The sequence below is a fragment of the Flavobacterium sp. UW10123 genome, assembly GCF_040538975.1.
Lineage (GTDB): Bacteria > Bacteroidota > Bacteroidia > Flavobacteriales > Flavobacteriaceae > Flavobacterium.
In genome coordinates, this window is record NZ_JBEWQE010000008.1 from 146,233 (window position 1) to 170,119 (window position 23,887).

A 23,887-nucleotide genomic window follows, 5' to 3' on the forward strand; every position below is an offset into this window, starting at 1 on the left:
ATTCCAAATTCCAAACTGAATGTCTACATATCAACCTTTGTCAAAGTCTTGAACTTTGACAAAGGTTTTTCTTTTCCAGAAAATTAAACTATAAATATCTGCTTCGAAACATACAAAATCCCTTTTCCTAAAAGCCATAGTAAAGCAGCAAGCCCTAGAAGCTTCCATGCCCAGGCTTTTCCTCTTTTCCAACTCGAGAAGAAAGAGAAAATTTCCAAATATTTTAAAATCACAAACAAACATGCGCCCACTATCGAAAACCAAATTATTTCGTTTGAACTCGTTTGACCGCCATACGAAAACACTAGAATAAGAAAAAGAAGAGTTACAAATTGCAAGTAATAATAATTGCCTAAATTATATTTATGATTTGCTTTTAAGGATAAAATTAAAAATGCAAAAATCTCCAAACTTATAAAAGCCGCAATAACATTATAAAAAGCAGGATTCCATTGTAAAACCAAAGTAGCAGTTACCAAAACAGCTACAACTGTACATGCTCCAAGAGAATTAATACTTCTTTCTCTATAGCCTTCACTCTTGAAAGGAAACAAAATCGGATAAATATATCTCTCTAAAGTGCGCCAAAAAGGAAGCGCATAAACAGAAGCTATTCCTGCAACTACAATTTCATAATTATAAAAAACATCTGCAGGAACTTTGCACAACACATACCAAAGTGCAGCTGTCACCAAAACTGCTGGCAAACAAATCGTTTTTATAGTTTCCCATGGAGCTTTCCCCCAGAAATTGCTTTCGATCTCAAAAATGTACTTTTTAACCCAATATTCCTTGGTAAACAAAGCTGTCGACTGACTCCACAACAAAAACAATCCCAAATGAATAATTACAGTTCGCAGAACAAAATCTTCTAAAACTGTTCCGTAAAAAATACAGGCAATTCCAACTGCTAGCAATTCACAAGTTAACAATAGAGGCGAAAACAAATATCTAAGCAGAGGCTCTAAACGCTTAATAAGAAACCCTATAAGTAAACTCCAATACTTCTTAAAAAGCGCAATAACAGCACAAATAGCAATAAATGCCGATAAATAAAACATCCAATTGGTCAACAATTGTGTCTGCATCCAAATTTGAACTGCAGAATTCTTCTGAGGCTTATAAACTACAATAGAATTTTCAAAAATCTCTTTTGCTAGTTCGTCTCTTGTTTCAGAATCAATTTCTGGAAACTGATTTTTGTTTTCCTGCCAAAACTGTTCTGTCTTCTCTCCGTTTCTTTTTAAAACTTCATATTTGTATAAAACATTTCTCTGTTTTTCATTCAATGAACTTAAATGATTTACAATATTTCCTGAAACTGGTTTTGCGCAAATACTCAAACAAGACAATAAAAGCAATAATAAGATCTTTTTCAAAATTTTTTATTTTAAAGAGAAAGCAAATATAAATTTAAAAGTCTTTCTACAATCATAAAAATAAAAAACCCGATCTTTTCAGAACGGGTTTTTTATAAAAAGTAATCTATGATTATTATGCCTCGAATGGGATAATAGATACATAAGATTTGTTATCTCTTTTCTTTTGGAACTTAACAACTCCAGCAACTCTTGCGTGAAGAGTGTGATCTTTACTAATGTAAACGTTTTCACCTGGATTATGTTTTGAACCTCTTTGTCTAACGATGATGTTCCCAGCAATAGCAGCTTGACCACCATAAATCTTAACGCCTAGACGTTTTGATTCTGATTCTCTACCATTCTTCGAACTACCGACACCTTTCTTGTGAGCCATGACGTATGAGTTTAAATATTGTTATTATTCTTTAGTAGTCTCTTTTTTTGCTTTTGGAGCTGCTTTTTTTGCTTTTGGAGCTTCTACTTCTTCAGTAGCTGCTTCTTCTGCTACAACTGCTTTTTTAGCTGCTGCTTTTTTAGTTCCTCCTGCTGCAGTAATACCTTCAATTACAATTTGAGTAAGATATTGTCTGTGACCATTTCTTTTTTTGTATCCTTTTCTTCTTTTCTTTTTGAAAACGATAACTTTATCTCCTTTTAAGTGTTGTAACACTTTAGCTTCTACTGAAGCACCTTCTATAGCTGGGGCGCCTAAAGTTACATTTCCATTGTCATCTAATAAAAGAACTTTGTCAAAAGAAACTTTTGAACCTTCTTCATTAGCTAAACGGTGAACATAAACCTTTAAGTCTTTGCTTACTTTAAATTGTTGCCCTGCTATCTCTACGATTGCATACATATCAAATTGATTTATTGAATTTTAAGGTTGCAAATATACAACTAATAATTTACTATGCAACCCATAAAAGCAAAAATATTTTCACTCAAAAAAACCTTGTTTTTCAAGCAGTTCCACACACAAAACAAAATTAATTTAAAGTAAAAGATTGTTAAAATAGCATTTATTTGAAAACAAATCTGTAATACATAATTAAAAAAAACTATTTTTGGTGTAACCAAAATCAACTCTTGTCTACCTACTATTGTTGATATTTTAAAATTATTAATCTTTATGAAAAAATCAATAATGATGTTAAGTGCTGCATTAATGCTTGGCGGAGTGGCTCATGCCCAAAAAGTAGCTTTTGAAGAATACGATTTAGACAATGGATTGCATGTCATTTTACACAACGATCCTTCTGCTCCAGTTGTCATAACTTCGGTAATGTATCATGTTGGATCAAAAGACGAGCGCCCTGACCGAACGGGATTTGCACACTTTTTTGAGCATTTATTATTTGAAGGAACTCAAAATATAAAACGCGGAGAATGGATGAAAATCGTTACCGCAAATGGTGGAGTAAACAATGCCAATACTTCTGACGACAGAACCTATTATTATGAAGTTTTTCCTTCTAATAGCCTAGAACTTGGTTTATGGATGGAATCTGAGAGATTAATGCATCCTATTATTAATAAGGTGGGAGTTGACACGCAAAACGAAGTCGTAAAAGAAGAAAAAAGAATGCGTTACGATAATCAGCCGTATGGAAACATCCTTGCGGAGGTTAAAAAAAACATGTTCAAAAATCATCCTTACAGATGGACAACCATTGGCTCTATGAAAGATTTGGATGCCGCGACACTGGAAGAGTTTCAAGCCTTCAATAAAAAATTCTATACACCAAACAATGCCGTTTTGGTTATTGCAGGAGATTTCGAAAAAACAAAAACAAAAGAATGGGTTCAGAAATATTTTGGACCAATTCCAAGAGGCGAAGAAGTTAAAAAACAAACTTTTACAGAAGAACCTATTACCAAAACCATTAAAGCAACCTATGAAGATCCAAACATTCAAATTCCGATGATTGTTGCTTCATACAGAACGCCTTCAATGAAAACAAGAGATGCTAGAGTTTTAGATTTAATTTCTTCTTATTTAAGTGACGGCAAAAGTTCTAAACTTTACAAAAAAATAGTTGACGACAAAAAAATGGCGTTACAAATTGGCGCAGTAGGTTTTAGCCAGGAAGATTATGGAACGTACATTCTTTATGGCCTACCAATGGCTCCATACACCATTGACGACATTTTAAAGGAAATGGATGAGGAAATTGTAAAAATACAAACCGATCTTATTTCTGAAAAAGACTATGAAAAACTACAAAACAAATTCGATAACAATTATGTAAATGCCAATGCAAGCGTAGAAGGAATTGCAGAAAATCTTGCTTCGTATTATTTACTTTATGGCGATGTTAACTTAATCAATACTGAAATTGATATCTATCATTCTATTACAAGAGAAGAAATCAGAGAAGTTGCCAAAAAGTATTTAAACCCGAATCAGCGTTTGATTTTAGATTATATTCCGACAGCCAAATCTCAAAACTAAGAATATCGAATCATGAAAAAAATATATCCTTTTTTAATCCTTTTTTTCCTAACTGGAATTATGCAAGCACAAGATCGTCCACAACCCAAACCAGGAAATGCCCCAGTAGTCAACATTAAAAAACCTCAGACCTTTGTTTTATCGAACGGAATGAAAGTTTTGGTTGTTGAAAACCACAAATTGCCTAGAGTGAGCTATACACTTACTTTAGACAATGCTCCATTTACTGAAGGCAATAAAAAAGGTGTTGACGAATTGACCAGCAGTTTAATTGGAAACGGAACAAAAAAAACAACTAAAGAAGCTTTTAATGAAGAAATTGATTTCTACGGCGCTAGTATCAACTTTACTTCGCAAGGCGCTTATGCAAGTACATTGTCGAAATATTCAGCACGTGTTTTAGAGCTTTTGGCTGAAGGTGCTTTGCAGCCAAATTTTACTCAGACCGAATTTGACAAAGAGAAAGCAAAACTTTTGGAAGGCTTAAAAGCTGACGAAAAAAGTGTTCCGGCCATTTCAAACAGAGTAGTTGATGTTTTGGCTTTCGGAAAAAACCATCCTAATGGCGAATATCTTTCTGAAGAGACTGTAAAAAACGTAACGCTTGCAGACGTTCAAAATAATTACAGCACTTATTTTGTTCCTGAAAACGCTTATTTAGTTGTTATTGGTGATGTCAAATTTAAAGATGTAAAAACAGCCGTTGAGAAATTATTCAGCGGATGGAAAAAACAAGCGGCGCCAAAAAGCACTTATCCAAACCCTGTAAATGTTTCGAACTTACAAATAGATTTTGTTGACGTTCCAAATGCAGTTCAATCTGAGATTTCATTGGTAAATACTTTAAATTTAAAAATGAGCGATCCAGATTTTTTCCCAGCGGTTATTGCCAATCAAATTCTTGGTGGCGATTTCAACAGCTATTTGAATATGAACCTTCGTGAGCAGCACGCTTGGACATACGGTGCAAATTCGAGTATTGGAAGTGGAAAATATGTAACGAAGTTTAAAGCATCTTCGGCAGTTAGAAATACGGTTACAGATAGTGCTGTTGTTCAGTTTGTGAAAGAAATTAAACGAATCAGAACAGAGAGAGTTGATCCAGAGGTTTTAAGAAATGTAAAAGCAGGTTATATTGGAAGATTTGTAATGCAAGTTGAAAAACCACAGGCTGTAGCGCGTTATGCTTTAAACATTGAAACAGAAAAACTTCCTGCAGACTTCTACGAAAAATACATTCAAACCATCAATAACGTTACTGCTGACGATATTTATCGCGTTGCCAACAAATACTTTTTACTAGATAACATGCGAATTGTTATTGTTGGAAAAGGTACAGATGTTATTCCTGGTTTAGAAAAACTTCAAATTCCGATTTCATATTTCGACAAATATGGAAATCCAGTTGAAAAGCCTTCAACTAAAAAAGAAGCCCCAAAAGATATTACAGCAAAAACAGTTTTCGAAAACTATATCAATGCAATTGGAGGAGAAAAAGCAGTTACAGCCGTGAAAACATTATACATGAACGGCTCGACAACAATTCCGCAAGCTCCTACTCCATTAACTTTTACTTCTAAATTAGATTCAAAAGGAAAAATGATGGTTTCGCTTTCTATGGGAACGATGAATTTAATGAAGCAAGTAGTTAATGAAAAAGGCGCTTACGTTGAACAGCAAGGCCAAAGAAAAAATCTTGAAGGTGAAGATTTAGTCGAAATGAAAGCCAATGCCGCTCCTTTTGAAGAACTGCAGCTTGTAAAAAGAACTGATCTTAAAGTGGAAGGCATCGAACCAATTAACGGAAGTGATGCTTATGTCATTAAAGACGGTAAAACAAAGTATTATTACGACGTCAAATCAGGCTTAAAAACTGCCGAATCTAAAGTTCGCGAACAAGGTGGAAAATCAGTTGAGCAAATCACTAATTTCAACGATTATAAAGAGGTAAAAGGTGTTAAAGTTCCTTTCAACCTAGTTCAAAATGTTGGTTTTGAATTGGATATTAAAATGTCTGATATTAAGATTAACGAAGGCGTTTCTGAGAAAGATTTTTTATAGAAAGGTTCAAAGTTACAAAGGCTCAAAGGAACAAAGGTTTTGTCTGAGTCTTTAAAAATAAAATTCTTGAGAGCTTTGTCAAAGTTTGAACTTTGACAAAGCTTTTTTTATTGATTAAGTTTTGTCAGGTTGAGCGAAGTCGAAGTCCTTTCATAACTCATAACTCAAAAAAACTATTTTTTCGCTGACAAATAAACCCCAATCAAAATAATAAAAGCTCCTACAGATTGAATTGGCGTCAGGAATTCGTTATCTAATAATCCCCAGAAAAATGCTACAATTGGAATCAAATACGTTACTGATGTTGCAAAAACTGGCGATGACATCTGAATCAGTTTAAAGAAAAGAATGTTGGCTATTCCAGTTCCTAAAACACCTAAAATTGCTACAAAAAGTATGGAATGCTGTGTTTCTGCAAAATGTACTTTTTGGCTAATATCGGTTGTACTCAAAATAATTAATGCTGGTAAAAGCAAAACCGCAAAATTTCCTGTTGTTATGCTTACAGAATTTAAATCGTGTAGATATTTTTTAATCAGATTTACGTTAATCGCATAACTCAACGTTGCTATAACCACCAATAAGACATAGAAATAATTTTGAGTTCCGCTCGAAGAATCTCCGCTTAAAACCAAAAGCAGACAGCCCAAAAGCCCAACAAACACTCCAAGAACTTGTCGTTTCTGAAACTGAATTCCAAATGCTATAATTCCTAAAACTAGAGTATTTAAAGGTGTTAGCGAATTTAAAATCGCCACAATCGAGCTATTAACCTGAGTTTCTGCAATGGCAAAAAGATACGCTGGCATAAAAGTTCCAAAAAGCGAAGTTATGGCAACAAATTTCCATTGGCGTCGGGAAATCTTTTTTAGACTATTAAAACCTACAATTAGTAAAAACAAAGCGGCAAAAATAATTCGGAACGATCCTACTTGAACAGCGCTTAAACCAATCAATCCTTTTTTTATTAGAATAAAAGAGCTTCCCCAGATAAGAGAAAGAATAGTTAAGTAAATCCACTTTAACTGTTTTGTTTCCATAAATTGTATTTTACTGCAAATTTGTAATTATTTTACGAACTGACCTCTCTCTTTTTATTAATTTTGCAAACAAGTAATTAGCAATCTAAAATTTAATATATAATGAAAATTTCAAAAATCTTAATCGCTGCAGCAGTCGCTGGTTTAGTATTTGTTGGATGCAAAAAAGCAGAAGACAAAAGTCTTGAAGTTGTGAATGCAGAAAAAAGCGCTCCAAAAGAACACAAACCAATCGCAGCTGAAAATCTTCAGACAGCAAGTTTTACAATTGACGGAATGACATGTGCAGTTGGTTGCGCAAAAACTATCGAAGAAGAGTTAGCAAACCTTGACGGAGTTGAAAAAGCAACTGTTGATTTTGACAAAAAAACGGCGACAGTAAGTTTTGATAAAACAATCCAAAACCCAGAGTCTTTAACAAAAGTGGTTCAAGAAACTGGAGATGGAAAGACATATAAAGTTTCGAATTTTAAGTCTTAAATTCGAAATTAATAAATTCAAAAGGCACTCAAATTTGAGTGCTTTTTTTTGTAAAAATCATTCCATAGGAATGTCTCGTTGGTAGAAAATTATATTATCATGGGTTTTTACGTTCCGTAGGAACGTCTGGTTTTGACATTTTTTTTGACAATTCTGCATATCAAACGTTCCTACGGAACGTAAATATCTGATTACATTTTTTTTTCTACCAACGAAACATTCCTACGGAATGAGCCCCTAATAAAGAATGAAAAAATAATTGCAATAAAAAAGGATCCAAATTGGATCCTTTTAATTTTTATTTCCATCTCAACGTTTCCATCAAACGCTGCATATCGTTTTTAACATAACTAGCCGCAGGCATAATCGAATCAAAGTTTGGTTTTGCGTAAAAATACATCGAACCAATTAAAAAGTGCTTTGTGCTGTCGGTAACGTAAAACTGAGAATTTGTCGCTGCGTTTCCGTCAACTTGGTAAAACATTCCGTAAACCTTTTTCTGCGGATTTAGATATGGCTGTTCCAGAATATCATCGGCTTTAATAACGTGCTCATAAGTCAGCTTTTGAGCGTCGCGCAGTAATTTATCAATATTGCCATTTACTGGCTTGTACGTCAAATAAATCGTCGCTTTCATCTTTGGATACGTGATCGCAAAACCACATTCTTTTTCGCCTTTTATAATGGCATCTTCATTCATTTGAAAAGTGAACGGGCAAGTGTTTTCAAAATTCACATATTTTGCTTCTGGATAATCTAATCGCAGGAAACTAGCTGGTTTTGGCAGAACATCATTTTTACAGCTTATAACCGTTAGCGCAAGCAAAATTGCTGTTATTGAAAGTATTTTATTAAGCATTTTAATTTATAGTTACTTTTATTTGTTTTACACGCTTTTTGTCTACTGTTTCTACAGTGAAAATACAGTTTTCAAAAGGCACTTTTTGATCTTTTTTAGGGAAATTGCCTAAAATCTCCAAAATAAATCCAGCCAATGTTTCGGCTTCTCCTTTGTGGGCTTCAAAAACATCTTCGTCAACATCTACAATTCTGTAGAAATCTTTGAGGTTTATTTTTCCTTCAAAAAGAAAATTATTTTCATCTATTTGTGAGAAATTCAGGTTTTCATCATCAAATTCATCACTAATATCACCCACAATTTCTTCAATAACGTCTTCTAAAGAAACCAATCCAGAAGTCCCGCCATATTCATCAACTACGATTGCTAAGTGGCTTTTTAGGCTCTGAAAATCCTTCAATAGATTATCCAGTTTTTTATTCTCAGGAACAAAGAACGCTTCTCTTATCAAAGAAGTCCAATCAAATTCTTCTTTATCAATATGAGGTAGCAAGTCTTTTACGAAAAGTACGCCTTCAATCTGATCAATATTGTCTCGGTAAACTGGAATTCTAGAGAATCCTGTTTCTATTATCTTAGGATAAATTTCTGCGAATGTTTCTGATATTTCCAATGCAAAAATATCAATTCTCGGACTCATAACCTGCTTTGTATCGGTATTTCCGAAAGAAACAATTCCTTCAAGGATCTTTTGTTCTTCTGTTGAAGTTCCTTCAGAATCTGTAAGTTCCAATGCCTGAGAAAGTTGGTTGACAGAAAAATTACTTTTTTGCTTACCTAATTTGTTTTGAAAATATATCGTTACGGCACGCATTGGCAAACTGATCGGTGTAAGCACTTTATCTAAAAATGCCAATGGATAAGCGACGCGTTTGGCAAAACGAACACTATTTCGGCTTGCATAAACCTTAGGAAGCACTTCCCCAAACAGTAAAATAAGGAAAGTAACCAGAATTACTTCGAGCGTAAATTTAAATGCTGGCGAGCCTATATTAGCAAAAATATTCTGTCCTAGATAAGCAAATAGAATTACTACACCAATATTAAAGAAGTTATTCGCAACCAATAAAGTTGCTAAAAGCTTTTTGGGCTTTTCTAATAAATTTGAAATGATTTTCCCTTTTGCAGGATTATCGTTTAAAGAATTGTCGATATCTTGCTGTGATAAAGAAAAAAGGGCAACTTCAGCACCAGAAACGATTGCTGAAAGAAATAACAAAATAAATATTCCGACGAAACCAATAATTAAATTGGCGTCAAGATTGCTAGAAAAAAGTAAACTGGGCTCTGGGTCCAAATTGCATAAAATTAGTTAAACATCACTTAGAAGGGCAGATCATTAATCGGAAGCCCTTCAGGAGCATCAAAGTTACTATTTTTTGGCGACTCCGCATCCTGGTTTTGCTTTGTATATGCAGTTTCTTTTTTGGTAGTCAGAAAAGTAAACTCTGTAACCTGAATTTCTGTAGTATATTTTGTAGTTCCATCTTCTGTCTGCCACTGACGAGATTTTATCCTTCCCTCAACATAAATTTTATCTCCCTTAGAAAGATATTTTTCGCAAATCTCTGCGGCTTTATTGCGCACAACCAAATTATGCCATTCTGTAGAAGTAATCTTTTCATTGGTCGTTTTATTGATATACACCTCATTGGTAGCCAGCTGAAAACGTCCGATGCAGTTTCCTCCATCAAAATAATGCATCTTTACATCATCGCCTAAATGGCCAATAAGCATCACTTTATTTAATGTTCCGTTCATAGTTTTTGGTAGTATTTCTCCCAAAGATACATTTTTTTAGCAATTTATTTCTTGCTTTTCTATAAAATTATATATCACAATAGGAAAAGGAAAAGTTTTTATTTTTTGTGAATCTATTCCGTTTTCGATTTTCTCCTGTACTTTAATTTTCCAGAATTGAATGTGCAGATGCTGGTGCGAAAGCTTATGTACAATAGTCGATTTACTGCAATCTTCCATACTTATAATAGTATATTCTGAAAAAATTTCTTCTTTTGCTTTTTTGGAAACTTCATTAAAACCAACAATTGATTCTGTTTCCAACAACGGAAACTCATATAAATTATGCCAGATTCCTTTTTGAGTTCTTTTCTGAATTAATGTATTTCCTAAAACATCTTCTAAAATCAAATAATTGAAATAACGATTGGTTACTTTAAGCTTTTTAGATTTAACAGGGAGCATATTTACTTTTCCTTTTTGTAATGCAGCGCAGCTTTCGTTAAAAACACAAACAGAACAATCGGGACTTTTAGGAACACACTGCAATGCTCCAAATTCCATTATCGCTTGATTGAAGATAGCAGGATTAGCTTCGCTCAGTTCGGCTTCGCCTCGGGTTTCTTTTGGCATTAATTCTTGCGCCAAAGCTGTAAATTCTTTTTTAGTTGCAGGAAGCGCAATATCCGATTCAATATCAAAATAACGAGACAATACCCGAAACACATTTCCGTCTACAACAGGAACTGGTTCGTTATAAGAAAAAGAAGCTATCGCAGCTGCAGTGTACTCGCCTACTCCTTTAAGTTTTAGAAGCTCTTTATAAGAATCTGGAAAAACTCCACTTAAATCATTACTTATATATTGAGCCGTTTTATGAAGATTTCGAGCACGAGAATAATATCCTAAGCCTTGCCAAAGTTTCAAAATTTTCTCTTCTGGCGCATTTGCTAAATCTTTTACGGTAGGAAATTCCTTGATAAATGAGAAAAAGTAAGGCATTCCTTGCACAACTCTGGTCTGCTGAAGCATAATTTCTGAGAGCCAAATTTGATACGGATCGACCGTTTTTCGCCACGGTAAATCACGCTTGTTCTGTAAATACCATTTTATCAATATGTTAGAAAATTCCATTGCAAAATACTTAGATTGCAAAAGTAAATGTTTATGTAATTAAAATTTAACGAATTAGCTTGATTAATTATTTTTTTAATTCCTATATTTGCAAACTCAAAAAAATAGTACACCATTTATAAAATAAAATAGGAAAGAAAATGACGAAAGCAGATATCGTAGCGAAGATTTCAGAGAAACTAGGTCTTGAAAAAGGAGATGTTCAAGCAACAGTAGAAACTTTTATGGAAGAAGTTAAGACTTCTTTAGAAACTGGAGACAATGTATACTTAAGAGGTTTCGGTAGTTTTATCGTTAAAACTAGAGCTGAAAAAACTGGAAGAAACATTTCTAAAAACACTACTATTAAAATTCCAGCACACAATATTCCTGCGTTTAAACCTGCAAAAGTTTTTGTAGAAGGGGTTAAAACAAACAACGAAGCAAAATAATATTAATTAACATAAATCTGACACAATATGCCAAGTGGTAAAAAAAGAAAGAGACATAAGGTAGCGACTCACAAACGTAAAAAAAGAGCGAGAGCTAACCGCCACAAAAAGAAAAAGTAGTTTTAAACTACTTTTTTCTTTTTAAACGTTCATTGAAATTTGGGAAATTTCAAAAATTCCAAAAAAGAAAATCCAAAATCCAAAAATTAAGGCTTCAAAGCTGATTTCGATTGGAATTTGGGATTTAAAAATTGAAATTTAGGTTTCCCAGCCGGGTTAATACCTGTTAAAAATATTGTTTAATCCATCCTTACAATTCAGTTATGAGTTATGAGTGTTGAGTTATGAGTTGTAAAACTTGAAACTTGAAACTTAAACCCTGAAACTAAAAGTCTGGATAAAAATTTACAGTGTGAATAAAGAATTAATCATTAGATCTAGTTCTGATGCAGTAGATTTTGCCTTATTAAAAGATGGAAAACTAATTGAATTACACAAAGAAGAAGAAAAAAGCAACTTTCAGGTTGGTGATATTTTTATTGCCAAAATCAGAAAACCAGTTGCTGGACTAAATGCTGCTTTTGTAAATGTAGGTTTCGAAAAAGATGCCTTTTTACATTATCACGATTTAGGTCCAAATCTAGCTTCTCAGCTGAAATTCATAAAACTTGTAAGCGCAGGTAAATTAAAAGATTTCTCCCTAAAAACCTTTCAGTTTGAAAAAGAGATTGACAAAGATGGCATCATTACTGATATTTTAAGTGCCAATCAATCTGTCTTAGTTCAAGTAGTTAAAGAACCTATATCGACCAAAGGCCCAAGAATAAGTGCTGAGCTTTCATTGGCTGGAAGATTTATCGTTCTAGTTCCTTTTTCGGATCGTGTTTCTATTTCTCAAAAAATAGAAGACAAAAAAGAAAAGGATCGTCTAAAAAAACTTGTTCTATCGATCAAACCTAAAGGATTTGGTGTTATTGTTCGTACAGTAGCCGAAGGCAAAAACGTAGCCGAATTAGAAAAAGATTTGCAGAACCTGCTAGGCAGATGGTCTGCAATGTGTAAAAAATTACCAACTGCTCATCATCCATCAAAAGTATTAGGAGAGCTTAACAGAGCTTCTTCGATATTAAGAGATGTATTCAATGATACCTTCAGCGGTATACAAATAGATGATGAAGAGTTGTACCATCAAACAAAGGAATATCTGCAAGAAATTGCACCTTCCAAACAATCGATTGTTAAGTTTTATCAATCAAATGACACCCCAATTTTCGAGAAATACAATATAGAGAGACAAATCAAAACTTCATTTGGCCGAACTGTTTCCATGAGTAAAGGTGCTTATCTTATAATAGAACACACTGAAGCTCTTCACGTTATTGACGTAAACAGCGGAAACCGTTCTAATAAAGCGACCAACCAAGAAGACACTGCCATGGAAGTAAATATGATTGCCGCAGCAGAAATTGCCAGACAATTGCGTCTGCGTGATATGGGCGGAATAATCGTAGTTGATTTTATCGATATGTCTAATCCTGAAAATAGGAAAGTTTTGTTCGACTTCTTGCGAGAAGAAATGAGCGACGATAAAGCAAAACATAAAATATTACCGCCAAGTAAATTTGGTTTGGTCCAAATTACAAGACAGCGCGTAAGACCAGAAGTGAATATCAAAACCAGAGAGGAAGATCCTAACAAACATAATGGTGAAATTGAAGCTCCAATTTTAATCATTGATAAGATCACTGCTGATTTAGAAAGACTTTTAAAAACCCACAAAAAAGTTGTACTAAATGTACATCCATTTGTGGCTGCATACCTCAGCAAAGGTTTTCCATCATTACGTTCAAAATGGTTTTTTGAACATAAGAAATGGGTGAAAATCATACCTCGTGACGCTTACACGTATTTAGAATACCATTTCTACGACAAAAAAGGAAATGTTATTACAGAATAAAAAAACAAAAACCGCCTTTCCTGAGATTGGCGGTTTTTTTTGTCCTAAATTGCAATTTAAAATATTATTTTTCCTACTTTTGGAGCTAAAAAAATGTAATAATGCTTTTAAATATCTTTACGCCAAATTTCAAAGTTTTACTTTACCTTTTTTTTATTCTATTTCTATGCAATTCAAAAATGTTATCTCAAAATGACACCATCTTTTTTGATAAAAACTGGAAAACAACTAGCAAAGAAACTGCCTCATACTACAGAATTAAACCTTATAAAATAAAGACAAAAGATGCCACAGGTTACAAGATAAAGAACAGTGATTCTCTTTTTGTAATTAACGATTACTATTTAAGTAGCAACAAAATCCAATTTAAGGGCTATTCGAAAGATTATGATGCAAAATATCTTGCAGGAAAAGCCGAATGGTATAGCGAAAACGGAAATCTTGAAGCAAGAGAATTTAGATATAGGGAAGAAAAAAATACAGAATTTAAAGTTCCTGAATTGCCTATTTTTTACATTGATTATAAAATAGCTAATAAAAGTCTTTTAACAGGCGGTTTAGAATTTTGCCTTAACTGTAAAAACGAAAATAAGTTATTCTTAGGTGCAGGTTTTGGAGTTACCAATAGCTATAATGGAAATTATTACGGCCTTCCAGATATACATTTATCATACAGCAAAGAACTACTATTTATAAAAACAGGAAGCTCTCATAAAAATGCATATGCTATAGGTGGAGTTACTTTTTTAAATGTATTTGATTTAGGTATTGGGTATTCTTTTCCATACACAAACGAAAAAACACCTGTATACAAAGGTTTTACAACTGGAATTACTTTAAGATTAGCTAGAGAATCTAAAAATGCCTATCAAAAATTTAATATTATCCAGTAAGCTACTCTTGCAAAATCTTAATCTTTCTTCCCTTCCATAGAAAAAATAATAAAGAAATTAGGGAAGAAACAAATGCTACAAAATAAATTGTATACAGCACATATTTTGTACCTCCATCTCCCCTTAACCTAAAGCTCCTAAAGTCCAAAAAAACCATACTTGAGAAAAGAAGACTTGCGAGATAACTTATAAAAACAAATAAGAGATATTTATAAAAATTTGAAGAAAATTTATACATGTCAAAAATTACCAACATTGATTTTATTGGAAATATGACAGTATAAAGAAATGACCATAGAATCATAATTTTTTCAGAATCCCCTCCAACGAATACAAGTCCAAATAGTGTACAATTATTAAACAATATTGATAAAATGAGAATTGTTAAGTATATGTATATTACTTTCATGGTTTCAAAATTTATTATTCCCTCACAATTTCAATTTTTCTTCTAATTTCATTTCCGCTGGCATCCACAACTGTAATATAATGTGTTCCTGTTGTTGGACTAATTGGCAATTCATGAAAGGTTTTGGTTGTTGCTTTATAAACATCATCTACATACCAAAACAATTCTTTATCTCTTTCAGAATAAGCCACTTTTAAAATTACGGGCTGTACATTACTATTGAAATCTTTTGTCAAATAGATTTTACTATTCGCCTTTGGATAAATAAAATCCATTGTAGTGGCTTGCGTTCCTTCACAGCCTTCTTTGAATGGTGGCAATGGCAGATATTCTATATGCTGGCTTTTGTAATACCATGCCATAACAGGAGGCAACACAAACCAGTTTTTAGTAACAATATTATCGATGCTCTCACAACTGCTGTTTACTTGAAATTGTTCTGTTTTGTCTAAATGAATTGTTCTATGATACGGACAAACTTTAGTTGATTTTCCTTTTTTAGTAACCCATTGTTTTATTTTTGGGCAATTATCTTTTACCAGATAACCGCTTAAACGGCAAACCTCAACTTCGGCCAAATCATTATATGGAGTATCAAACCATCTTTGTCTTGGAAGTAAATTAAAAACATCAAATAAAATTGGCGCGGCGCTGGTTACTCCCGTCAAAGTTGGTCTTCCCTCTCCTGTTGCATTTCCAACCCAAATTCCAACCACATATCGCGAATTGGTTCCTATTGCCCAAGCATCACGATTTCCAAAACTTGTTCCTGTTTTCCATGCAATTTTTAGCGAACTGTCGTAAAACTTCCAAGCTTCGTCTCCTTCTGGCCTGTTGACTTCTTCCATGGCGTTATACGTCAACCAAATTGATCCTGCACCCAGAATGTTCTTTTGATCGGTTTCTAAACCAAAATCGGGCTTAAAATCGTTTTTATAGTTAAGTTCAGTAAATTCGTTAGTTCGATATTTACTTTTATTTTTAGTGTAATAATTGATCGTAGACGAAAGATTGGCGTATGTTCTGCACAAATCCCACAAATTACTTTCGGCACCACCCAAAATAAGCGATAAACCATAATGATCGGGTGTTTTATTGATATTCTTCAATTTGAATTTCTGCAATTCTTCATAAAACTTATTTACAGTAAATTCTTGAAGCATTAAAACTGCCGGAATATTCAACGAACGTGACAAAGCTCGATGTGCTGGAACTGCGCCGTCAAAAGTCAAATTAAAATTCTGAGGCGTATATCCTGAAATCTGCGTTGGAATATCGGCTACTAAAGTATTGGGCAATAATTCGCCATCATCGAGCATTGCACCATATAAAAGTGGTTTTAAGATACTTCCTGTACTTCTTGGCGCATCAATAATATCAACATCTTTTTGATGGTCTTTATCTGTTGGTGAATTCCCAACATAACTTATCACATTTCTGTTCTGAACATCAACTACTAAAATCGCCAGATTATGCACTTCATTTTGTTTGTACTGATTATAATAATATCTCGCAATTTGATTTACTCTATTCTGTAAAGCGTAATCAAGAGTTGTTTTTACTCGCGTTCCTTCTTCATTTTTTGCTACTCTCTGCAATAAATGCGGTGCAATTTGAGGCAAATCATACGGTTTTTGAGGTAAAGGCTCTTCTATAGAAAGCTCATAAGTCTGCTTGTCAATAATACCTTCCTGATGTAATTTCAACAAAAGTCGGTTTCGTTTATTCAGTAGTTTTATTTGATTTTTTCCTGGATAAATTAAACTTGGTGCATTTGGCAAAACGGCTAAAACTGCATTTTCTGCCCATGATAACTGATTGGACTGTACGCCAAAATAGCGCCATGAAGCCATTTCTAACCCCACAACGTTCCCACCAAATGGAGCGTGCGCTGCGTACATTTCGAGAATTTCATTTTTAGAATAGCCTAATTCTAATCTTGTTGCGAGAATTATTTCAATTATTTTTTCAAAATAGGTTCTGTTTTTTCCTTTTCGGGAAAGTCGAATAACCTGCTGTGTCAATGTACTTCCTCCTCGAACTACTTTTCCTGCTTTTCTATTCTGATTAAAAGCATTAATCATCGCTCCGGGATTAAAACCGGGGTGTTTGTAGAAATATTCGTCTTCAAAATAAACAATGCATTTCTTGAATTTATCAGGTACGCTATCTTGCGCAGGAAAACGCCATTGTCCGTCACGGGCAATTTTAGCTCCGAGAAGTTCTCCTTCTTTGCTTTCAATAACTGTTGAATAGGGTTCTTTGAATAAAGTTCGGGGTATTGAAAAATAGTAAATCAGCAAGAGCAGAAATGCAATTGCTGATTTTATTTTGTTCTTTTTTATCCAGTTTAGAATGCGTTGAAAGAACGCTTTAATTTTATTTTTCAATGCTTGTTTTTTTAACCGCAAAGACGCTAAGTCCACAAAGTTTTTTCTCTCGCAGATTTCGCAGATTGTGCAGATTTATTTTTATCTGCTTGATCTGCAAAATCTGCGGGAGAACTTTTCCATAATTTTTTTTCCACAGATTAAAAAAAATCCTTTTAATCCTTATAATCTGTGGCGAATAAATTTACTTCACAACCTCAACCCAGAATCCTTTTGTTCGGGCTAAGAAAGTATTATCATACATTGCTTCACATTGTAAGCCAGGTAAATAATAATTTCCTAGATACGATGCGTTTAATAGAATTCTGAAAACTTTTGTTTCTCTGGCTTTCATTCCGAAATAGAAATTCGTTCTGTCGTCGCGAATATCAATATAATCGGCGATATTGTTTACTGCGTCTCCGTAATCTGTGAAACGAGTATTTACAATTTCGAATCCTGAAGGCAGGATCTGCGATAACGCTACGTTTTGAACACTTTCTCCTCTTTGGTTTTTAATTGTAACCTCTGCAACAAATTCAGTTCCTTGATTAATTCTTGAAACATTGATTACGCTTCCTTTTCTGTTTTTGAAAACAATAGAAGCCGTAACATCACTTTGAACCGCATTTTCTTGTCCGATTGGCAATATTCCTGTATTCAGTATTCGAACATAAACCGTATTGGCTTTATTATTTTTCAGTGTAATGCTGTTTGCTCCAGAAGAAACCGACAAACTACGATCTGCAACCGATTTATTTGTATTTATTGTCTCTCCTTTTCCGTTTTTGCTAAACTGAATATTAATTCCTTTTGGACCGTTGCTCACAGCAAATTTCGACATCGCATATAAGCAATAAGCAGTTGTCTGCGTACTCATCCATTGATTAGCCGACATTTCTTTAGCTAATTTAGAAGCTGTCACAAATGCTTTTTGTTTCTGGTCTAAAAGAAGCATTGTTTCAAGAGCCATTGCTCTGTTTCTTTCGCTTGAACCGTAATAGTAATAACTATAACCATCTGAACTTCCATCAATACTCGTTTTCAGGAACAAACTTTGTCCAGCTGATTTTTGACCCGCTAAAACATAAGCCGCTGCTAAACGAAGCATACTTTCGTTCGAAATACCTTTTGTTTCACGCAATCTGTTCATTGAAGATAAATCGGCATTTCCTGCTAAAGCTAAAGTATATAAACGATAGGCTTGAGCTAAATCATTTCCGTATTTCGGCTCAAAACGCCATTGTTTTGATTCTTTCTGCTGATAAGACAACCATTTCGATTTGAAATTAATTGGCAGCACATATCCTTTTTTCTCCGCTTCAATCAAGAAATGTCCTGCATAAGAAGTTCCCCAATCATCTGCAATTGCATTTCCTTGCCAGTAAGGCATTCCGCCATTTGACAATTGGAAATTACCCAATCTTGCAATTCCAGCAGCAATATTTTTCTGAATCAGATCTTTTCGTTTCGCATCAATATCAGCCACATCTCCTAAGTACAATTGAGGGAAAACCGATGACGTAGTCTGCTCTACACAACCATGTGGATACTGAATTAAAAATTGTAATCTTCCATTCAAATTCATTGACGGCATAGACGAAACTTCTAGTCTTGCTTTGTTGCTTCCAGCAATTCCAAATGTTTTCCATGAAATTGTTTTGGAACTATTTGGCGATAAAACAACATCGGTAAAAGTACTTGTAACCGGATTCGGATTTGTCATGTCGATTTCAACATCATAAACCGATTTCTCACTTCCTGAAGTCGCTACAACCTGAACTTTTGCAATTCCAGTCGCAGAACCAACCACTAAATTGAAATACGCCATTTTCTCGTCTGGTTGTGCAAAATTTAGTTTTTGAACCGCACTTCCCGCAACTTTCAATCCGTTGCTTGTTTTTACCTGAATTGTTACGTTTTTAATCTTATTTTCAGTTGCAAAAACCGTCACAGGCAATGTCACTTTTTCTGATGGAGAAATTTTTCTTGGTAACGAAGCTAAAACCATCAACGGACTCTTAACCTGCGTTGCTTTTTCTACACTTCCGTAAGCACTTGTATTTGCATCTCCTGCAACCACCATTGTTCGAACTGAACCAATATATTTCGGCAGTTTTAATTGGTGCGATTTTGTTTCTCCTTTCCCTAATTTAAATGGTCCGTAGTACAATACAACAGGTTTAAAACGGTTTGCTTTTTTAGCTTTTCCTCCACCTAAATCCTGATCTCCTCCAATACTGAAAATCTGATTTATTTTTCCGCCGTAAGCGCCAATTACATCATCATAAATATCCCAAGTTTTCACTCCTAAAGCTTCACGAACGTAGAAACTATCCCATGCATTTGGAGTTTTAAAACGAGTTAAATCTAAAAGACCTTCATCTACAACAGCGATTGTATAAGTCATTTCTTTACCTGATTTCTCCCCTACTTTAACCGTAAATGGCTGTTCTGGTCTAAGAACATCTGGCATGTTTAACGTTGGAGCTAAAATCGTGTTTTTATCAACTACTTCAATTGGCACAATTCCGTACATACGAATTGGTGAATCGTTTTTGGTTGAAGCATGAGGCTGTAATAATGTAATATTGAAATATACGTTTGGCGCCATTGCTCCCGTAATTGGAACCTCAACTTTTGTTTCTCCTTTTTTGGTTTCTGCCCAAATAGTCTGCACTACTCTTGAACCGTTTTCTATGGAAATTAAAGCGCGTCCGCCTTCACTAGAAGGGAAAGAAATCTGTGCTTTTTCTCCAACTTCATAATTTTTCTTATCGGTAGAAAACACCAACATATTAGCGGTTGAAGCATCTCTGTTTCTTGTTTTTCCAGACCAGATTGGCCAGTCGATATTTACTGTTAATGAAGTCGCATGCCCGCTTTCTCCATCTTCAACACGAATTAAATAACGTCCCCATTCTTCATCTGTCAAAGCAAATTGAAAACTTCCTTTTCCGCTTGAATCCGTATTGATTACAAATGTTTTGTATGAAGTTGTAGCATTTGACGAATTGTAATTCGACAAATTATCACTTGAAGAATCCCACCACCATCTCCAGTCTACTTTGTAAACTCGAACTTCGAGATTACGAACTGATTTTGGTCTTCCGTTTTCATCAACCGTAACCACATCAAAACGATTGTTTGTTCTTGTTTCAAGCATGCTGTACTTGTTCAGCTCAGGTGTTTTAAGTCCAACATACGTTTTATACGGAGAATAAGTCGTTGACATCACATCTGTACTAAAATCTCCTCCTTCTTCGTATACTTTTGTAATGAATGAAGCGCGAAGCATTCCTGGTGCCTGACCTTGTAATCTTGGCTGAATGTTCACAGATGCTTTTCCGCTTTCGTTCAATTTTCCAGAGAAAACATTAATTTCTTCTGTACTGAATTGACGCGCTAAATCATCAAAAGTATATTTTTCATAACCTTTAAAAGTAGTGGCTTGCTGAGAAAATTTAGCCTGCATTTCTACATTCAAATTCTTAGCAATTGCACCGTGTAACCAAGTCACTTCCAGATTATCTGTGTTTGGATAAGATACCGAAAGTGTTTTTCGGCTAAACGTGTTTTTGATTTTTAAACGATTCGGTTTGATGGTTTCAATCTTAATGCTCTTGTAGAATTTAGCTCCACCAACACTTACCATTGCTTCCCAATTTCCTGTTGGCGCATCCTGATTTGTTGGCACTATAAAAGCGTAATGATTGAGATCATTTGTTTTTTGAACCGTTTGATAAACTGTTTTACCATTCGGATCATTTAATCTGAATTTTATTGGATGCGATTTCGGAAGTTTGTTTGCAGCATCATTCAAAATAAATGACAAATACAAATTATCTCCCGGACGCCAAACGCCTCTTTCTCCGTAAATAAATCCTTTCAGACCTTTTTGCAAAGTCTCTCCTGCAACATCGAAATTACTCACCGATAATGAAAGTCCATCGTCCAATTTCACGTAAGTCGATTGATCGCCTAAAGTTACAATGGCGAAATAAGCAAATTTATCCAATTGGAAAGATGCTATACCTTCACTGCTTGTTGCTTCTGTTGCAATTTTCTGCTGTTGGAAATTATATAAATCAACTCTGGCGTTTGATACCGGTTCTGTTGTAACAATATTATTTACAGCAAATAAATACGATTTGTTTTCACCTCTTTTGGCAATAACTCCTAAATCTGTTGCCAAAATATTGGTTGCAATTCTTGCATTGTAATAGTAAGAACCCGTACAAGGATCTTGGCTTTCTCTCCAATCGTAATCGTCATAATAATAGTAATCATCGTAAGAATTTCCGCTGTAGTTTATGTCGTTTTCATCGACTTCTTCTTCCTCCGCTTCATCGTCACTGTTATCTGATGTTTCGCATTTATAAAGTGAGTATTTCTTTTTATAAACAAACTCAACTCTGTAAATCGCTCCAGGTTCTGGTTTGATAATTTTAGATAAATCTAAAGCATACGTATTCCATTTAGAAAGATTTACGAGCGTGCTTTCCTTTAAATTCAAAGTAGTTTTTGCAATTGGCTGCGCTACTTTTTTGAGATTTTGTCCTCCGTTTAATTCGTTGTATTGAAGAAATTGCAGAATATTATTTTTGTAAATCTTATACACTTTTACATCAACAGCGCTTAAGTTTACAGCTTCGAAATTTAATTTTAAATTGTTTGAACTTGGCAGAATCGTTCCATTTTTCACAAAACGAACATTTGGTTTGATCTGATCAAAAGAAATTTTCTCACTATAATTGTTTTCTAGTTTTTTACCAAATTGGCTTTCAATTCCTTGAAAAACTTCCAGCAATAATTCTCCCGTTATAACCTGTTCCGGCTTTTCGTCTGGAACATATTCAACAGCTTCTTCTGCAACTGCAGCAACGGTATCTACTGCTACTGCCGAAGAATCAACCATAACTGCGGCTGAATCTACAGCAACAGCAACTGGTTCTTCTACAGCTACGGCTACTGGCTCTTCCTTTTTAGGTGCATTTTGATTGGTAAAATATACTTTAAGTAAGTTTCCTTGTGTTGAAAATTTCAGATTATTGGTGTTTTGAATTGAAACCAATCCAGCAAAATCTTGTCCCTTTTCTAATGGTTCAGAGAAATTAATCAAAACCTGCTGATTGTTCCCGTCTGGAACTTCAACTTTTATAACCTTAAATTCGTTGATGCTGGTAATCGGGAAATCGATTTGTCCTTTTTGGTCAATATCAAAATCATTTCCATCATAAATAATTTCTAAGTTTGAAGCTTCTGACTGGCGCTGAATACTATCGATTATAAAACGAAATTCTTTAGCCGGACCAGATACTTTCTCAAACTTAATTTTAAGATTATTCCCATTATGTTTGGCCTCAACCAGTTTTTGCGCCGTTTCTAAATCAATATTATCGGCAGTTTTTAAAACGCAGTTTAAATATTGATATTCTTTGTTATACGATTGAATATCGCCTGTATTGATGGTAAAATCCTGTTTAACGGTTTTAACTGTAAAGTTGAATTTAGAAAGTTCCTTCTCTTTCTCTTTTGGAATGGCAGTCAGTTTATCTAAGTTTAAAGTAACCTGATATTCTGTTCCCATTTTGAGTTTTTTCTCCGGAATAAAAGCCAAAGTATTTGTTGAAAGCGCTATGACTTTTCCGTGAACACTTGGTGAAATATCGAACAAATCGTCGTCTAATTCCTGATTGGGTTTCCAATCGTTTTTATCGAAAGCCAAAACCACACGAATATCAGAATCTGCAGAGACGATACCGCCTGTGAAACTGGTAATGTAATCTTTGAATAACGAGAAATCCGAATTGAAATCTGCAGCTGATTTACGACCGCAAGATTGAAAAATAAAAAACACAAAAGATACGAGAATTAGTCCTTTTACTTTCACCTTTAAATAGAGTTAATTAATTAATAAACTAAAAACTTATATGATTTACTGTTAAAAACCATAACAGTAAAATCGCAATTAATTTATTATAAAAGTAAAATATTTTCCGAATCCTTTAAGAAGAAAATTCTCTAATATGATTATTTAACTTTTGTTGAAGTTTTATCATTGCTCTCAAAGCTCAGAACCCAATTTTGACAAAACTTTATCCATTTCCATAAAATGATTTTCTGTATCTGATGAATAAAAAAGTTGATTATTACTCATGATTATAATTACATCGTCATCATGATTTCCATAGAAATTAATTCCTTCAGTCCACTGTTTAAAAGAAACTCCTTTATTTGTATAATTCTCAGCAATAAAGCGCAATCCTTCATCATCTATTTCATAAAAACATTCGGCAGTGTATTCTAAAGCAAAACCAGCCTGAAGAAATGCCATTGCAGTAAAGAAATCAGTTAAAGTTTCTGTTTCCAAATTCCATTCCTTTTCATCATAACTCATGTAAACGGACGGATTGGATTTTGACAAATCATCTTTATGAATTCCCCAAACGCAAGCTTTTTGATTTTCAGAATAAAATATTAGATAATCATCATTTTTATAATATTGAAAACGCTCAGGTATAATCAATAAATCCTGTGTATGATTTAAGTTCTGAATTTTACCCAATTCAGTATAATAATCCACAAAAACCTCAGGAAGCTGTCCGAAGATATCTTTTACAACCTGAATTTCATTATTTGTAAAACCATTTGGTTCAGTGATATGAAATAGTTTTTTTATTGTTGAAAAATCTGTCATA

17 protein-coding genes are annotated in these 23,887 nt (G+C 34.0%); 6 read left to right on the forward strand and 11 right to left on the reverse strand.

Annotation, left to right across the window (positions count from 1 at the left end; all coding sequences use genetic code 11):
• Positions 1 to 83 precede the first annotated feature (83 nt).
• From ABXT06_RS10935 to rplU, 3 genes are all read right to left on the reverse strand, one after another.
• Positions 84 to 1,379, reverse strand: coding sequence for a hypothetical protein (locus ABXT06_RS10935; protein WP_354590797.1), 1,296 nt, complete (start codon positions 1,377 to 1,379; stop codon positions 84 to 86).
• Between the two features lie 115 nt (positions 1,380 to 1,494).
• Positions 1,495 to 1,755, reverse strand: coding sequence for a 50S ribosomal protein L27 (rpmA, locus tag ABXT06_RS10940; RefSeq protein ID WP_012023622.1), 261 nt, complete (start codon positions 1,753 to 1,755; stop codon positions 1,495 to 1,497).
• A gap of 24 nt (positions 1,756 to 1,779) precedes the next feature.
• The gene (gene rplU, locus ABXT06_RS10945; RefSeq protein WP_026728576.1) at positions 1,780 to 2,217 is read right to left on the reverse strand and encodes a 50S ribosomal protein L21; all 438 of its coding nucleotides are present in this window, start codon (positions 2,215 to 2,217) and stop codon (positions 1,780 to 1,782) included.
• Positions 2,218 to 2,490: 273 nt separating this feature from the next.
• Between rplU and ABXT06_RS10950 the strand changes: the two genes are divergently transcribed.
• Positions 2,491 to 3,813, forward strand: coding sequence for a M16 family metallopeptidase (locus ABXT06_RS10950; protein ID WP_354590798.1), 1,323 nt, complete (start codon positions 2,491 to 2,493; stop codon positions 3,811 to 3,813).
• A gap of 12 nt (positions 3,814 to 3,825) precedes the next feature.
• The gene (locus ABXT06_RS10955; RefSeq protein WP_354590799.1) at positions 3,826 to 5,874 is read left to right on the forward strand and encodes a M16 family metallopeptidase; all 2,049 of its coding nucleotides are present in this window, start codon (positions 3,826 to 3,828) and stop codon (positions 5,872 to 5,874) included.
• 173 nt (positions 5,875 to 6,047) lie between these two features.
• Here ABXT06_RS10955 and ABXT06_RS10960 read toward each other — a convergent pair whose 3' ends face one another.
• Positions 6,048 to 6,914 (reverse strand): DMT family transporter, encoded by an 867-nt coding sequence (locus ABXT06_RS10960; protein ID WP_354590800.1) that lies wholly within the window; start codon positions 6,912 to 6,914, stop codon positions 6,048 to 6,050.
• 102 nt (positions 6,915 to 7,016) lie between these two features.
• Between ABXT06_RS10960 and ABXT06_RS10965 the strand changes: the two genes are divergently transcribed.
• Positions 7,017 to 7,394: a heavy-metal-associated domain-containing protein gene (locus tag ABXT06_RS10965; protein ID WP_354590801.1), complete on the forward strand. Its 378-nt coding sequence runs from the start codon at positions 7,017 to 7,019 to the stop codon at positions 7,392 to 7,394.
• 298 nt (positions 7,395 to 7,692) lie between these two features.
• Here ABXT06_RS10965 and gldD read toward each other — a convergent pair whose 3' ends face one another.
• Genes gldD through mutY form a run of 4 tightly spaced genes read right to left on the reverse strand, consistent with a single transcriptional unit; the run spans position 7,693 to position 11,127 of the window.
• On the reverse strand, positions 7,693 to 8,253 hold the full coding sequence (gldD, locus tag ABXT06_RS10970) for a gliding motility lipoprotein GldD (RefSeq protein WP_354590802.1): 561 nt from the start codon (positions 8,251 to 8,253) through the stop codon (positions 7,693 to 7,695).
• Position 8,254: 1 nt separating this feature from the next.
• The gene (locus ABXT06_RS10975) at positions 8,255 to 9,550 is read right to left on the reverse strand and encodes a gliding motility-associated protein GldE (RefSeq protein WP_354590803.1); all 1,296 of its coding nucleotides are present in this window, start codon (positions 9,548 to 9,550) and stop codon (positions 8,255 to 8,257) included.
• A 26-nt stretch (positions 9,551 to 9,576) separates the two neighbouring features.
• Positions 9,577 to 10,014: a single-stranded DNA-binding protein gene (locus ABXT06_RS10980; protein ID WP_354590869.1), complete on the reverse strand. Its 438-nt coding sequence runs from the start codon at positions 10,012 to 10,014 to the stop codon at positions 9,577 to 9,579.
• Between the two features lie 36 nt (positions 10,015 to 10,050).
• The gene (mutY, locus tag ABXT06_RS10985; RefSeq protein ID WP_354590804.1) at positions 10,051 to 11,127 is read right to left on the reverse strand and encodes an A/G-specific adenine glycosylase; all 1,077 of its coding nucleotides are present in this window, start codon (positions 11,125 to 11,127) and stop codon (positions 10,051 to 10,053) included.
• A gap of 140 nt (positions 11,128 to 11,267) precedes the next feature.
• Between mutY and ABXT06_RS10990 the strand changes: the two genes are divergently transcribed.
• From ABXT06_RS10990 to ABXT06_RS11000, 3 genes are all read left to right on the forward strand, one after another.
• Complete coding sequence (locus tag ABXT06_RS10990; RefSeq protein WP_007805026.1) at positions 11,268 to 11,558, forward strand: HU family DNA-binding protein; 291 nt, start codon at positions 11,268 to 11,270, stop codon at positions 11,556 to 11,558.
• A gap of 412 nt (positions 11,559 to 11,970) precedes the next feature.
• Positions 11,971 to 13,515: an Rne/Rng family ribonuclease gene (locus ABXT06_RS10995; RefSeq protein WP_354590805.1), complete on the forward strand. Its 1,545-nt coding sequence runs from the start codon at positions 11,971 to 11,973 to the stop codon at positions 13,513 to 13,515.
• Between the two features lie 179 nt (positions 13,516 to 13,694).
• Entirely contained in the window at positions 13,695 to 14,408 is a 714-nt protein-coding gene (locus ABXT06_RS11000; RefSeq protein ID WP_354590806.1) for a hypothetical protein, read from the forward strand.
• 423 nt (positions 14,409 to 14,831) lie between these two features.
• Here the strand turns inward: ABXT06_RS11000 and pbpC are convergent, their stop codons facing one another.
• The 3 genes from pbpC to ABXT06_RS11015 form a co-directional block, all read right to left on the reverse strand.
• Complete coding sequence (pbpC, locus tag ABXT06_RS11005) at positions 14,832 to 17,207, reverse strand: penicillin-binding protein 1C (RefSeq protein WP_354590807.1); 2,376 nt, start codon at positions 17,205 to 17,207, stop codon at positions 14,832 to 14,834.
• 184 nt (positions 17,208 to 17,391) lie between these two features.
• A complete protein-coding gene (locus tag ABXT06_RS11010; RefSeq protein WP_354590808.1) occupies positions 17,392 to 23,079 on the reverse strand; it encodes an alpha-2-macroglobulin family protein in 5,688 nt (1,895 codons plus the stop codon).
• A 174-nt stretch (positions 23,080 to 23,253) separates the two neighbouring features.
• Positions 23,254 to 23,886, reverse strand: a complete 633-nt coding sequence (locus tag ABXT06_RS11015; RefSeq protein ID WP_354590809.1) for a hypothetical protein — start codon at positions 23,884 to 23,886, stop codon at positions 23,254 to 23,256.
• Position 23,887: the final 1 nt, after the last annotated feature.